General features: G+C 69.7%; 10 protein-coding genes and 2 pseudogenes. 7 read left to right on the top strand and 5 right to left on the bottom strand.

Features of this window, described 5'->3' with window-relative positions; genetic code table 11:
* Positions 1–15: 15 nt before the first annotated feature.
* The 3 genes from EMA09_RS29275 (at position 16) to ychF (ending at position 6,008) form a co-directional block, all read left to right on the top strand.
* A complete protein-coding gene (locus EMA09_RS29275; RefSeq protein ID WP_168220688.1) occupies positions 16–4,446 on the top strand; it encodes a DUF6531 domain-containing protein in 4,431 nt (1,476 codons plus the stop codon).
* Entirely contained in the window at positions 4,443–4,817 is a 375-nt protein-coding gene (locus tag EMA09_RS10135; protein ID WP_129840743.1) for a hypothetical protein, read from the top strand. The genes EMA09_RS29275 and EMA09_RS10135 overlap by 4 nt, the downstream gene beginning before the upstream one ends.
* A 102-nt stretch (positions 4,818–4,919) precedes the next feature.
* Positions 4,920–6,008 (top strand): redox-regulated ATPase YchF, encoded by a 1,089-nt coding sequence (ychF, locus tag EMA09_RS10130; protein ID WP_129840742.1) that lies wholly within the window; start codon positions 4,920–4,922, stop codon positions 6,006–6,008.
* A gap of 335 nt (positions 6,009–6,343) precedes the next feature.
* Here the strand turns inward: ychF and EMA09_RS10125 are convergent, their stop codons facing one another.
* From EMA09_RS10125 to EMA09_RS10115, 3 genes are read right to left on the bottom strand one after another with little or no spacing between them, the layout of a single operon-like run.
* Entirely contained in the window at positions 6,344–7,006 is a 663-nt protein-coding gene (locus EMA09_RS10125; RefSeq protein WP_129840741.1) for a hypothetical protein, read from the bottom strand.
* Between the two features lie 35 nt (positions 7,007–7,041).
* Positions 7,042–7,974: a hypothetical protein gene (locus EMA09_RS10120; protein WP_129840740.1), complete on the bottom strand. Its 933-nt coding sequence runs from the start codon at positions 7,972–7,974 to the stop codon at positions 7,042–7,044.
* Entirely contained in the window at positions 7,971–9,722 is a 1,752-nt protein-coding gene (locus tag EMA09_RS10115; protein ID WP_129840739.1) for a hypothetical protein, read from the bottom strand. Before EMA09_RS10115 ends, EMA09_RS10120 begins: the two co-directional genes overlap by 4 nt.
* Before the next feature lie 84 nt (positions 9,723–9,806).
* On the opposite strand from EMA09_RS10115, the gene EMA09_RS10110 reads away from it, so the two are divergent.
* Together EMA09_RS10110 and EMA09_RS28930 are read left to right on the top strand one after the other, a co-directional pair.
* Positions 9,807–10,529 (top strand): NUDIX domain-containing protein, encoded by a 723-nt coding sequence (locus tag EMA09_RS10110; RefSeq protein ID WP_129840738.1) that lies wholly within the window; start codon positions 9,807–9,809, stop codon positions 10,527–10,529.
* Between the two features lie 43 nt (positions 10,530–10,572).
* Positions 10,573–10,735: pseudogene (locus EMA09_RS28930) on the top strand (type II toxin-antitoxin system prevent-host-death family antitoxin); the annotation flags it as partial.
* 154 nt (positions 10,736–10,889) lie between these two features.
* Here EMA09_RS28930 and EMA09_RS10100 read toward each other — a convergent pair.
* Together EMA09_RS10100 and EMA09_RS10095 are read right to left on the bottom strand one after the other, a co-directional pair.
* Positions 10,890–11,129: pseudogene (locus EMA09_RS10100) on the bottom strand (DNA-binding protein); the annotation flags it as partial.
* Between the two features lie 165 nt (positions 11,130–11,294).
* Positions 11,295–11,960: a TetR/AcrR family transcriptional regulator gene (locus EMA09_RS10095; protein ID WP_129840737.1), complete on the bottom strand. Its 666-nt coding sequence runs from the start codon at positions 11,958–11,960 to the stop codon at positions 11,295–11,297.
* A gap of 54 nt (positions 11,961–12,014) precedes the next feature.
* Between EMA09_RS10095 and EMA09_RS10090 the strand changes: the two genes are divergently transcribed.
* Together EMA09_RS10090 and EMA09_RS10085 are read left to right on the top strand one after the other, a co-directional pair.
* Positions 12,015–13,460, top strand: coding sequence for an MFS transporter (locus EMA09_RS10090; protein WP_129840736.1), 1,446 nt, complete (start codon positions 12,015–12,017; stop codon positions 13,458–13,460).
* Positions 13,457–13,852 carry a cupin domain-containing protein gene (locus EMA09_RS10085; protein ID WP_129840735.1) on the top strand — a complete coding sequence of 132 codons (396 nt, stop codon included), beginning with the start codon at positions 13,457–13,459 and terminating at the stop codon, positions 13,850–13,852. The genes EMA09_RS10090 and EMA09_RS10085 overlap by 4 nt, the downstream gene beginning before the upstream one ends.
* Positions 13,853–13,876 lie beyond the last annotated feature (24 nt).

The following is a 13,876-nucleotide window of genomic DNA, read 5'->3' as shown; positions in this document are numbered from 1 at the left end:
TGGTCTCCGGTGGGGATGGAGTCGGATCCGACTCCAGGAATCCCGGACGAGGTGCGGACGCTCGCCGAGGATCTGCAGACGTTCGCGGACGATGTGGGTGAGGCGCTGGGGAAGATCCGGGGGCTTGCCGGGGACAGCGCCGTCCAGGAATGGGCGGGGTTGTCGGCTGATGCGTTCCGGGACGAGTTCGACGGGGTGCCCGAGAACCTGACGAAGCTGCAGGACTCGTACGACCTGTGTGCGCAGGCGTTGCAGACGTACTGGCCGAAGCTGGAGACGGCGCAGGGGCAGGCGGATCGTGCGCTGGAGCGGGCGATCGCCGCGCAGGCCGATCTCACGGCCGCGCAGAGCGCTTTGGGGGATGCACAGGACTGGGTGTCGCGCGCGGGTGACGAGGCGGACCGTCTGGAGCGTGAGGGCGAGGGTGCACAGCCGCCGGACGATGCGGAGGTGCGTGCTGCGACGCGTGATCGGCAGGCGGCGCAGCAGGCGCAGGAGTCGGCGCAGGGGCGGGTGGACGATGCGCAGGGCCGTCTCGACGCCGCCCGGCAGCTCGCTGAAGAGGCGCGGGAGATGCGGGAGGAGGCGGCACGGAACGCGGCCCGTGACATCGACGAGGCGTCCGACGCGGGTATCCAGAACCGCAGGTGGTGGGAAGACGCGATCCATTGGGTGACGGAGAACTGGGACACGATCGTCGACGTCTGCAAGGCGATCGTCGCGGTCCTGGGCATCGTCGTGATGATCATCGGTGGGCCGTTGGCCTGGGTGGTGCTCGCCGCCGCCCTCGTCGTCCTCGCCGACACGTTGATCAAATACGCGAACGGCGAAGCATCGCTCTGGGACGTCGCGTTCGCCGTCCTCGACTGCATCCCGGGCATGAAGGGCCTGACCACCCTCGGCGGCCTCGCCCGAGGACTCAAGGGCGGCCTCGCCGCCGCCCGCACCGGCCTGAAGGGCCTGCGCCAGGGCGCCCTCAAGCTCGGCCGCCGCACGCGCGGCGACGGCATCCCGATGAACGGCCGCACCGCCTGCGGCGACCCCGTCGACATGGCCACCGGCGAACTGCTCCTGTCCGCCACCGACGTCAGCCTCCCCGGCGTCCTGCCCCTCGTCCTGGAACGCCACCACGTCTCGTCCTACCGGCGAGGCCGCCTGTTCGGCCGCTCCTGGGCATCCACGCTCGACCAGCGCCTCGAACTCGACGAGCACGGCGCGACGCTCCTCACCGCCGACGGCATGGCCCTCGTCTACCCCCGCCCCCTCCCCGGCGGCGACCCCGTCATGCCCGTGGAGGGACCCCGCTGGGGCCTCGCCTGGGACGGCCGGCCGTCCTCCCCGCTCACCGTCCACCAGCGCGAAACCGGCCGCACCCTGCGCTTCGCCCCGGTCGCCGGCCGCGAGGACACCGAGCTGCCGCTCCAGTCCATCACCGACCGCAACGGCAACACGATCGACTTCGCGTACGACCGGACCGGCACCCTCACCGACGTACGGCACAGCGGCGGCTACCACATCGGCCTCGACACCGACCGCGGCCGGGTGACCGCGCTGCGCCTGCTGAGCGCCCCCGGCGAGCCCGTCCTACGGCGCTACGGACACGACGACGACGGACTGCTCACGGCCGTCCACAACTCGTCCGGACGCGCCCTGCGGCTCTCCTACGACGACCACGCCCGGCTCACGCGCTGGGAGGACCGCAACGGCTACTGGTACGCCTACGAGTACGACGCCGAGGGCCGCTGCGTCTTCACCACCGGCACCGACCGCGTCCTCGAATACCGCTACCACTACGACACGGACAACCACCGCACGACGGCGGTCGACTCCCTCGGCTGCGCCACCGTCCACCAGTTCAACGACAGCTTCCAGCTCATCGCCGAGACCGACCCGCTCGGGCACGTCACCACCCGTGAGTGGGACCGTTACGACCGGCTGCTCGCCGTCACCGACCCCCTCGGCCACACGACCCGCCACACGTACGACGAGCACGGCGACCCGGTCGTCACCACCCGCCCGGACGGCAGCACCGTCCGCGCCGTCCACGACGGGTCCGGCCGGCCGACCGAGATCACCCAGCCCGACGGGACCGTCTGGGAGACCGCGTACGACGAGCGCGGCAACCGGGTCGCCGTCACCGACCCGGCCGGGAATCGGACGCGGTACGCGTACGACGAGCGCGGCGCCGTCACCGGCGTCACGGACGCCCTCGGCAACGCCGTCCGCGTCAGCAACGACGCCACCGGACTGCCGCTGCGGATCACCGACGCGGACGGCACGGCCATCACCTGCCGGCGGGACGCCTTCGGCCGGCCGGTCGCCGTCCTCGACGCCGTCGGCGGACGCGTCGACCACGAGTGGGACGGCGAGGGCAGGCCCCTGCGCCGGACGGACTCCGCCGGCGGCGTCCGCACCTGGGAGTGGGACGACGAGGGCAACCTGCTCGCCCACACCGACGAGAGCGGCGCCACCACGTGCTTCGAGTACCAGGGCTTCGACCAGGTCTCCGCGCAGACGAACCCGGACGGCACGCGGTACGAGTTCGCGCGCGACACCCGGCTCAGGCTGGTCAGCGTGCGCGACCCGGCGGGCCGGGCCTGGCGGTACACCTACGACCCGGCCGGGCGGCTCGTCGAGGAGTCCGACTTCGACGGGCGGGCCACGCGCTACGCCCTGGACGCCGCGGGCCGGCCCCTGTCCCGCACCAACCCGGCGGGCGAGCGGGTCGACTACCGCTACGACGCCCTCGGACGGCTCCTGGAGAAGCGGACCGCCGACGGCTCCGTCACCGCCTACACGTACGACGCCCTCGGCCGCCCCGTCCGCGCCACGACCCCGGACGTCGACGTGGAGCGGCGCTACGACCCGGTGGGGAACCTGGTCGAGGAGGCCGTCAACGGCCGGGTGCTCCGCCTCTCCTACGACCGCACCGGGCGCGTGGCGACCCGTGTCACCCCCGCCGGGCACCACAGCGCCTGGACGTACACACCGGCCGGCAGGCGCGCGGAGCTCACCACCGGCGGCAGGAGCGTGTCGTTCGGCCACGACGAGGCAGGCCGGCCGACCGGCCGCCGGTTCGGCGACACGCTCACCCTGACGCAGGGCTGGGACCCGCTGGGGCGGCTCGGCCACCAGGAGCTGACGGCCGGGGCGCGCGGCCTCGCCCGGTGGGACTACACGTACCGCCCCGACGGCTGCCTCACGGCGCTGGACGGCCCGGACGGGCACGCCCGGTTCACGCTGGACGAGGCGCAGCGCGTCACCGCCGTCCAGCGCCACGGGGCCGGCGAACGCTACTCCTACGACGCCACCGGCAACCAGCTCTCCGCCGTCTGGGACGACCCGGCCGGCGACAGCGCCGGTGAGCGGACCTACCGGGGCATGTCCCTGACGGGCGCCGGGCGCGTCAGCCACGAGTACGACGACGCCGGCCGCACCGTACTGCGCAGGCGGACCCGCCTGTCGCGCAAGCCCGACGCGTGGCACTACACCTGGGACGCGGAGAACCGGCTCACCGAGGTGCGGACGCCCGACGGCGCGCGCTGGCGCTACCTGTACGACGGGTTCGGCCGCCGCGTCGCCAAGCGCCGGCTCAGCGGCGACACCGTCGAGGCCGAGACGCTGTTCACCTGGCACCACCACCTGCTGGTCGAGCAGGAGGAGCGGGCCGGGGGACGCGCGCTCACCTGGGAGTACGAGGGGCTGCGCCCGATCACCCAGACCGAGCGGCGCCCGCGGGGAGCGGCGGCCGACCCGGACCAGGAGGAGACGGACCGCCGGTTCCACGCCATCGTCAGCGACCTCGTCGGCGCGCCCGTGCTCCTGGTCACCGAGGAGGGGGAGCACGCCTGGCGGTCACGGGCCACCGTGTGGGGCGTCCCGTACGGCGACCCGTCGGTGGACGGCACGGACATCCCGCTGCGCTTCCCGGGGCAGTACGCGGACGAGGAGACCGGCTGGCACTACAACCTGCACCGGCACTACGACCCGGCCACCGCACGGTTCACGACCCCCGACCCCCTGGGCCTCGCGCCCGCCCCGAACCCGTACACGTACGTCCACAACCCGCACACGTGGGCCGATCCGCTCGGCCTCGCCGGCCATGACGTCGACAACCTCGTCAACAACATGGACGACAACACCTTCTTCCACTACACGGACGAGGCGGGGTACCAGCGCATCATGCAGGAATGGGGAGCCCGGTTCACCGCCAATGACGCCGGTAAGCTCTTCTTCACCCAGGACATGCTGTCGCCGGGCGACGTCGAGAGCTTCGTCTTCATCGGCAATCCCTTCTACCGCGGGAAGGGCGACTTCATGATCGCCTTCCAGAAGCCGGAGGGGGCGTTGTTCCGGCCCGGCGAGCAGCCGAACGAAGTGATCCACTGGGGCGGACTCAAGATCTCGATGGACGACGTCCTCTTCCACGGAAGGAACCCGTTTTGACGCACCGGGCCGCGTTCGAGTCGGTGACGGACATGGAGGCGCTGCTGCGGGCGGCGGTGCTGTTCAAGTTCGAGGGCGGTACGGACGCGGAGCCGTACGTCGGCAGCCCGGCGTACGCCCGCGCGCTCGACCGGCTGCTCGACGCCGTCGTGACCGCCCACCGGGAGGAGGGGCGCGGCGGCACCGCGGACCGGTGGGCCGGTCTGTACCGGCTGTCCGGGCACGCGGAGCGCGCCGAGTTCGTCCGCCGGTGGTCCCGCCGGCACCCGCGGTGGGAGGAGTTGGACGACGCCGGGCGCCGGGAGTGGCTCGGCGTCCTGGCGGCGCCGTACCGGCTGGGGGAGCGGGATGTGGCGGACCTGCTCGGATAGCGGGCGGACCGCTCGCGTTCCCGTCCCTGTACCGTGAGACACGCACGGGGCCGAGTCGCGGCCGTTGCCCACCTACGTTGATCTTGAGCGGACGTCTGAGTCATGAGTACTAGCATCGGAATCGTCGGCCTGCCGAACGTCGGCAAGTCGACCTTGTTCAACGCCCTGACCAAGAACGACGTGCTGGCGGCCAACTACCCGTTCGCGACCATCGAGCCGAACCTCGGCGTCGTCGGCGTGCCGGACCCGCGGCTGGCGAAGCTGGGCGAACTGTTCGGCTCCGAGCGCGTCGTCCCGGCGCACGTGGACTTCGTCGACATCGCGGGCATCGTGCGCGGGGCGAGCGAGGGCGAGGGGCTGGGCAACAAGTTCCTCCACCACATCCGCGAGTCGGACGCCATCTGCCAGGTCATCCGCGCCTTCAAGGACGACAACGTCGTCCACGTTGACGGTCGCGTCTCGCCCAAGAGCGACATCGAGACGATCAACACCGAACTGATCCTGGCCGACCTGCAGACGATCGAGAAGGTCCTGCCGCGCCTCCAGAAGGAGGCCCGCGTGAAGAAGGACAAGCAGCCGACCGTCAAGGCCGTCGAGGAGGCGCAGGCCATCCTGGAGGACGGCCGCACCCTCTTCGCCGCCGGCATCGCCCAGGGCACCGAGCGCGCCGAACCGCTGCACGAACTGCACCTGTTGACGGTGAAGCCGTTCCTGTACGTCTTCAACGTGGACGAGGAGGAGCTGACCGACGACGCCTTCAAGGCCGAACAGGCGGCCCTCGTGGCCCCGGCGGAGGCGATCTTCCTCAACGCGAAGCTGGAGGCCGACCTCACCGAGCTGGACGAGGAGGAGGCCCTGGAACTCCTGCGCACGGTGGGCCAGGAGGAACCGGGCCTCGCGACCCTCGCCCACGCGGGCTTCCGCACCCTCGGCCTGCAGACGTACCTGACCGCGGGCCCGAAGGAGGCCCGCGCCTGGACGATCAAACAGGGCGCCACGGCCCCCGAGGCGGCCGGCGTGATCCACACGGACTTCCAGAAGGGCTTCATCAAGGCGGAGGTCATCTCCTACGAGGACCTGCTGGAAGCCGGCTCGACAGCCGAGGCCCGCGCCCGCGGCAAGGCCCGCATGGAGGGCAAGGACTACGTGATGCGCGACGGCGACGTGGTGGAGTTCCGCTTCAACGTCTAATACGTTCGGCGAAAGGCCGTCTGACCTGCGACGGAGCGGGTCGGACGGCCTTTGCGGTCCGCACAGAGTCCGTGGCTAACATCAGCCACCGACATGCTGTGTAGATCTCTGCGATGCACGAGCCTGCCGACTTCGGGGACAACCACTGGTTACCTTCCGGCAAGGTGCACTCGTCAAAATGAATGACTTTTCAGTAGCATTGTGCATCAACCCAACCAATCGCTGCACTGATCGCCCCCTCGGCGCCGATGCCGCCTTATCAGACGCAGCACCGCGCGATCCACGCGCCCCTGGCTCTTCGACGCTCGCATGCCTGGCGACTTCAGAGGATCATTTCAGGGATGGGTGCGGTGAACGGGGGAACTGTGTATCCAAGCTATCTCGAACTGCTGGAGGGCAATGGAGTAAAGCAGTCCTGGTGCCCGGACGTACAGGCAGGGGGAGTTCCTGCCGTGCGTGGAGCTGCTGTAGAAGGTCAGGAAGGCGGCTCGGTCCGTCGCAATCACGCGGCAGGTGTTGGGCAGGTTGAATTCGCGGAGTTCGACATTGCCTCGCGCGGACGTGACGTGGGTGAGGTAGTCCATGTTCGTCCGCACCTGGCCTCTGAGCAGGGTTCGGGTGTAGCCGGGGTCGAACCGCTGCACGTCATGGGAGCGCTGGTCGAGCCAGGAGTCCTGCCGAGCTCGTGAGTCGGGAAGCAAAACTTGGACAGAGTCGGGCGACAGTTTCCCGGACCACACCGAGGAGAACGCCTCGCGGGTGAGCACGTTCCCGCGCCCCGCGAGGACCTTGATCCAGCGGGCGCGGTCGAGGTCGCGTGCGATGTCCCGCTCGGCGGACGCCTGTCGGCGGTAGATGCGGCGGAGGCCGGTGCCGGTGAAGGAGGAGCAGGCGGCGATCAGCCACCACAGCGGACGTGAGCCGCGAAGGAGGTCGAGTCCGAGGACGATTGCGCTGGCTGCCAGTGAACTGAGCATCCCCAGGAGGAAGGGGGTCATGCGAACCATCTCCTGTGACTGCGTGACGTCGCTTGTCAGGAAAGCGGTGAGCAGATGAAGGGAATGAGCTCCCGCAGGACGTGTGCGGCGTTTCGGGCCGCGAGTTCGTGATACCCATGGCCCTTCTTCGCGTCGGCGTTGTCGGACACGCCTCTGATGACGATCCAGCCAGGATTCTCCCCACCACGGACGGAGTGCTCCTGCCAGTACTGGCTGAGCCCTCCGGCTTCCATGTCCACGGCCAAGACCTTCTCGTGGTAGGTCTTGAGGTAGTGCCGGATCTCGCTGTCCCGGTCCGCGATGACGGCTTCGCCTGACCCGATCAGTCCCGGGTAGATGTCAAATTCCTCCGCGGCACGCGAACGGACTCGACGGCGTAGACGTGTTGGCATTCCGTTCTCCGCGAAGAAGGCATTGACGGCGTGGACGACCGGGGCCGGTGCCTGGCGGTGCTCCCCGCGGTGCCGGACATCACCGTGCGGATTGATCTTGCGGTTCTCGTAGTAGACGACGTCGGTGGAGACGATGACGTTGCCGATGCGGGCCCGCTCAGTGTCGATGCCGCCGCCCACGCCGACCATGGCCCACAGCCGCGGCGCGTAGTGACGGTGCAGGTTCTCCAGGGCGGCCATTGCCGACCGCTGGCCCGGGCTCTGGGTCTGAGTGGCCACGATACGGACGGTCGAGTCCGGGGTGGTGAGGCTGCCCCGGTAGAAGTAGAGGCCGCCGGGTTCCTTGTGGCGCCGCAGGCCCAACTCATCTATCACCGAGCGTAATTCCTCGCTGAGGATGGTGACCACCCCGATGTCCCAAGTGGGCGTGGGATCGACGTCTCCCGTGTCGCCGCTCGCGGGGTCGTCGACGTTACGAGGGGCGGACTTCTCGCAAACCTTGGCGTTTGCCCCGATGGCGTTGTTGCTGAAGTTGTTGTTGTTCCCATTGCTGATGATGCCTCGGTTGTCGATCACTGTTTTCCTCCTGCGCTGGGGGTGCCAGAGCCCACGGGCTGATTCCCTGCGACGCCGACGTGGGCCGTGTCACCGACAGCGTTGTTGTTGAAGCTGTTGTTGTCGCCGAAGTTGAAGATCCCGCTATTGATGATCTTCATGGCGCGATGGGTGAACTCGGATATGTCCACTTCCTTGGTGGACAGGAAGTCACTGGCGGCCCGGAGCAGCCTCAGTTCGATCGTCTTCATCTGACCCAAGATTTCGCTCTTTTCCAGTTGCACCTTGGACCACGCCTGACTCGACGTCTCCCTGATGCTCACCCGGCTTCCTATCAACACGTTGCGTCGCGGCTCGCTGGTGAGGTCGCGAGGGAGCACGGCGGCCTTTCCTAGCGCGCCGAGGTGGCGTACGACCCGCCACGACCTCTGGATCTCCCGTGGCAGCCCGCGCAGTTCGCGGAACGCGGACCAGACCACGGCCATGGCGCCGTGCTGACCGAATTCCTCGGTCTGCTGGAAGGAGCGCGGCGTGTGGGCGAGAACGCAGGCCGCCATGGAGATACTCAAGGTCCGTCCCTGGACGTTGACGCGCAGCAGGACGGTCGCAACGTATTCCGATCCTGCCATGGGTGTCGTGACTTCGAGGAAGTGGTGCCGCCTCGCTCCCGGGGTGTTGATGACGGCCCGCAGTTCGGCGTCGTCCAAGGGCCGGGCGAGAAGGGACGGGTCTGCCGCCACATCGGTCTCGGCTACGTAGACGCGGTCCCGTACTTGGGTGGGAAGCCGGACTTCCTGACTATCAGTGTCGAGAAGTCGCACCGCTTCGCGCAGGTGGTCGACCAGCTCGTGTGTCTGGAACGGCGGTTCCCGGTGTTCGAGGTCATGGAGCTGTGCGCCGTCGTCGTCGCTCGGGCGCAGCAGCTGGATGCTCATCGGCGGATTCCATTGGTAGACGAGCTCACCGGCCCCAATGAAAGGTGATGTGTCCCCGAAGAGGGTGAAGAAGGTCAGATCCTCCTCATCATCGTCGTCCTCGCTGTGGCGGGGCCGGCGGTAGACTGCGCAGGTGTGATGCTGCTGGAGGTCCGCCGCCCGCTGCCGACCGGAAAGGCGCGCGGGCCGGAGATCCCGTGCTCGGTGGATGCGGTTGAGCATCAACTGCCGCGTGGCGCCGACCCCCAGGCACATGAACGCCATGCCCATGGTGATGGCCAGAGCCGCCAGTGCCTGGCCCGGATCGGAGACCGCCACGGCCGAGCCGGTCGCGGCCACTGAGAGCGCGACGACGCGTATCCGCCGGAAGACGGGCGGCTTCCGTGCCCTCCCGTCGGGGAAGAGCAGACCGAGGAAGTCGCTGTCGATAATCGCGAGTTCCCACTCACGGCGCTTCGATGTCCTCCTTGGCTGCCGCTCCCGATCGGCTTCCCGCAGCACCCTCGTGACGCGTAGCAGCCAGAGCAGGGCGAGACCGCACCCGACGAGGACAGCGCATGGCAGGGCTCCGACCAGGGCCGGGACGACCACTGATCCCACCAGCGTCGAGCGGAGGATGGTGGACAGCGCAGCGGCCCGCCAGGCATGGCGCATGACGGGGACGATGTCGAACCCGTAGGAGGGCGCGACCCTCCGGTACGGGGCAGTGCACACCTCGTCGATCACGAGGTCGCGGAACCGTTCATCGACGTACACGCCCACGCATAAGTGGCGGGTGGCGGCGGTGGGTTCTGCGAGCGATTCCTTGGTCGGCAGTGCATGTGCGGTGATCATGCTATGCCCCTACTCGCTGGATTAAGGTCCATGAGACCATAAACGCTCGGCAGCTTTAAGTCAATGTGACCTTTAGGGGTTCTGGTGAACGACCGGCTGGAGGACTCCGCCGAGGTGGAGCCGTCGTGGGTGACTGTGGACCTGGCGATCTTCACTGTCAGGAGCGACCGGTTGATGGTGCTCCTGATCGATCGCGGGCGGGAGCCGTACATCGGCCGAGCTGCGCTGCCCGGCGGTTATGTCCGCAAGGGTGAGACCCTGCGCGCCGGGGCGCTGCGGGAGCTCCGGGAGGAGGCGGGCATCGACGGCAGCCGGCTGCATCTGGAGCAGCTCGGCGCCTACGGGGATCCGCCACGCGACCCGAGGGGGCGCGTGGTCACCGTCGCCTACCTAGCCTTGGGGCCGGACCTTCCCGTACCCGTGGGTGGCACAGACGCCGAACGCGCCTACTGGACTCCAGTGTCAGAACTTCTGGGTGTCACCGACTATCTGGCTTTCGACCACGCCGATATCCTCGCGGATGCCTTGGAGGAGGTCCGCAGGAAGCTCGAGTACACCGCCATCGCCACGGCCTTCTGCGAGGAGTCGTTCGCGTTGAGCGAGCTGCGTACGATCTACGAGGTGATCTGGGGGCAACCCCTCGACCCGAGCAACTTCCGCCGCAAAGTACTCAACACCAAAGGCTTCGTGCGGCCCACCGGGGAACAGCGGCTACCCGCCACGGGCCGCCCGGCCGCCCTCTACACCCGGGGGCACGCGTGGTTGCTCAGCCCGCCGCTGCTGCGGAGCGGCGGACATCACGCCTAAGTCTCCTGCGGATTTGAACCCGCACCTGGCCAGCGCGCCGATTGGCAACGCGGTGCTCGTCTCCGCCGAGGACTACGCGGCACTGCGTCAGGAGTCCATACCTGCTGCGCTCGCCCGCCAACGCCCGTCGACTGCTCAAGGCGTACGAGAACGCCTTGGGTGACTTTGACGTTCCGGAGCGTGAACTGATCGATCCGGAAGGGTAGGTCTCGGTTCTGTGCCGGCGACCCAGCTTCAGCGCCTGGTGGATGGCTTATCGCCACAGCGGGAATGCGGGAGACACGTAGCCTCGAAGGGCCTGCTCCTTCGCGAAGATCTCGAGTTTTCTCGCGCGCTGGGCCAGTGTGGGATGGCTGGACGTCATACGTTGATGATTTCCACGGTGAGGCCGCAGGGGAGCGTGAGGTCCTCGGGGTCGGATGTCAGAACGGTCACGGGCTGGGGAGCAGTGCGTGCGATGACCGAGAACACCGCATCGATGGCGTACTTGTGGCCGTGAAGCCGATGCGTGCGCAGAAGAGCGGCAGCATCGGCGGTGATCTCCTTGGTGATCCCATGGGCATCCACGCGTGAGAGCACCCACCTGATCCGAGCTGGGTGGTCCTCCGGGAGGCTCACGGAGTACTTCTTACTACCGCTCACACCCTCAATTCTGCCGCTGGTAGCCGCCCGGAGACCGGGATGGGCAGCAACGCCCGCTGGTGATGTCCAGCGTGCGGGACGTTCCCCGGAGCGTTCGCGGTGCTTCGCGGCGTGGGGAGACCGTCAGTGTTCCGCGAGCAGTCCGTTCACGATGCTGCGCAATCCGTCCAGGTATGTGTCGCGGGCCGTCAGTGTCACCCATTGGTCCGCGACCTCGGCCAGTCGGGGCAGTTCCTCCGGGGCGAGGTCGGCGAAGACCTGTTCGCGGTAGGTCGGACGGTCGTCCTCCCGGCGTCGTGCCGCCGCCGCGCGGGCCATGATCTCCCCGGCCGTGTAGTGCCAGATCACGCGGTAGCCCAGCACTGCGGCCTCGGGTGTCAGCCCGCCGTCGGCCAGGCCGTCCACGATCTGCTCGACGAACCACAGCGCCGACCTCGACATCAGGTCGTCGGCGGCGAGCACCTCCACGATCCAGGGGCACGACGCGAGCACCTCGTGGATCGCCGCGGCGGCGGCCACGACCCGCTCGCGGGGTTCGGCCGGCACCTCGGGCCGCCGCGCGGTCCGTGCCGCGTGGTCGTCCAGCAGCAGGAGGAGCAGCTCCTCCTTGTCGCGGACGTGGTGGTACAGGGCCATGGGTGTGCTGCCGACCTCGGTGGCCAGCCGCCGCATCGTCAGCCGGTCCACGCCGTCCTCGTCGATGATCCGGCGGGCCGTCCCGATGATCTCCTCCCGGGAGATGCGGGGCGGCCGGCCGGCGGTCCTGCGGGGCGCGGTCGGTTTCGGCATGGCTCCATCATCGCGCGGGTTCGACAGCGGGAAGCGCCGTGCTACTTTCTATACATGTATAAAAATCCAGCGGGGCGACCCGGAGTGGTGCTGGCGGCCGCCGCCGTCGCCCAGTTCGTCGTCGCCCTGGACATGGCGGTCGTCAACGTCGCGCTCCCCGCGATACGCACCGCGCTGCACTTCGCACCGCTCGACCTGTCCTGGGTCGTGCACGTCTACGCCCTCACGTTCGGCGGCTTCCTGCTGCTGGGCGGCCGGGCCTGCGACCTCTACGGCAGGCGGCGCCTGCTGTCCGCCGGCCTGGCCGTCTTCGGGCTGGCCTCCCTGGCCGGCGGACTGGCCCAGGCGCCGTGGCAGCTCGTCGCCGCGCGCGCCGGGCAGGGCCTCGGCGCCGCCGCTGCCGCCCCGGCCGCGCTCGCGCTGCTGACCACCACGTTCCCCGAAGGCCGCGCCAGGGTCCGCGCGCTCGGCGTGTGGAGCGCGGTGAACGCCGCGGGCGGCGCGCTCGGTGTCCTCGCCGGCGGCGTGCTCACGGAGTACGCGGGCTGGCGCTGGGTCATGCTGATCAACCTGCCGATCGTGGCGGCGGCACTCGTGCTGATCACCCTCGGCGTGCCCGCCGACGAGCGCCCCGATCGGCGCGCGCGGCTCGATGTGCCCGGAGCCGTCCTGGTGACCGGCGGGATCGGCCTGCTGGTGTTCGGTGTCGTCCGCACCGACGCCGAGGGGTGGGCGTCCCCGGTCACCGCGGCGACGCTCGCGGCCGGTGCCGTGCTGCTCGTCGCCTTCGTGTTCGCCGAGACGAGGTCGCCCGCGCCCCTGCTGCGTCTCGGGCTCCTGCGCAGCCGCTGGGTGGCGGGCGCGAACGTGCTCGTGTTCCTGGCGGCGGCGGGCCAGTTCACGGCGTTCTACTTCGTGACGCTGTACCTGCAGGAAGTGGTGGGCATGGGGGCGGCGGAGACCGGGCTCGCGTTCCTGCCCTTCTCGGCCGGGCTGGTCCTGGGCTCACTCGTCGCGACCCGCGTCACCACGGCGCGCGGCCCCCGCGCGTCCCTCGTGCCCGGGGCGCTGATCGCCACGGCGGGGCTCGCCTGGTTCGCCTTCATCAGCGCGGACGGCGGCTTCGTCACCGACGTGCTCGGCCCGTCGCTCCTGACCAGCGTCGGCGCCGGTCTCGTGCTGGCCCCGGTCGCCGCCGCCGCGACCACGGGAGTCGCACGGGGCGAGGCCGGGATGGCCTCCGGGCTCGTCAACAGTGCCCGGCAGCTCGGTGGTTGCGTCGGCCTCGCCGCGCTGGCCACGGTCGCTGCGCACCGCACGGGAGGGGCCACCGACCCCGCGTCCCTGAACGACGGCTATGCGCTCGGACTCGCCGTCACCGCCGCCGTCTTCGCCCTCGCGGCGGTCGTGGCGGCCGTCGTACTGCCCCGGCGCCGCGCCACCGCACCGGCGCCGGCCCCCGCCGCACCGGCGGAACAACTGGAAGGGATCTCCTCGTGACCACGCACCCCGTGAACCTCTTCGACTCGGCCCTGCGGTTCCACCCGAACGGCGATGTACGCGCCGGTGAGCGGCGGATGACGACGGGCGACGAGGGCACCTGGCAGGTCGGCACCTTCCGTGTCGAGACGGACGAGGACGTCCACGCCGACCACTGGGAGATGCACCCGGCGGCGGAGGAGGCCGTGTGCTGCCTGGCCGGGGGAGTGCGGCTCCACTTCCGCGCCACGGCGGCCGGAGATCCGGAGGAGACCGTACGGCTGACCCCGGGCACCGCCGTGATCGTGCCGCGCGGCCGCTGGCACCGCCTGGAGCTGGACGGTCCGAGCGACCTGATGTCCATCACACTGCGGGATGGCACGCGTCTGGAGAAGCGCGCCGACGCCGGCTGACGGACGCGCGGTCGGGCGACGGGT

Source organism: Streptomyces sp. RFCAC02 (genome assembly GCF_004193175.1).
GTDB lineage: Bacteria > Actinomycetota > Actinomycetes > Streptomycetales > Streptomycetaceae > Streptomyces.
This window is presented reverse-complemented; position numbering and strand designations above follow the sequence as displayed.

What these genes read in the sequence shown, in the direction of transcription:
- EMA09_RS29275 (WP_168220688.1), top strand. Translation starts at nt 16, where the DNA reads ATGGAGTCGGATCCGACTCCAGGAATCCCGGACGAGGTGCGGACGCTC.
- ychF (WP_129840742.1), top strand. Translation starts at nt 4,920, where the DNA reads ATGAGTACTAGCATCGGAATCGTCGGCCTGCCGAACGTCGGCAAGTCG.
- EMA09_RS10125 (WP_129840741.1), bottom strand. Translation starts at nt 7,006, where the DNA reads ATGACCCCCTTCCTCCTGGGGATGCTCAGTTCACTGGCAGCCAGCGCA.
- EMA09_RS10115 (WP_129840739.1), bottom strand. Translation starts at nt 9,722, where the DNA reads ATGATCACCGCACATGCACTGCCGACCAAGGAATCGCTCGCAGAACCC.
- EMA09_RS10095 (WP_129840737.1), bottom strand. Translation starts at nt 11,960, where the DNA reads ATGCCGAAACCGACCGCGCCCCGCAGGACCGCCGGCCGGCCGCCCCGC.
- EMA09_RS10090 (WP_129840736.1), top strand. Translation starts at nt 12,015, where the DNA reads ATGTATAAAAATCCAGCGGGGCGACCCGGAGTGGTGCTGGCGGCCGCC.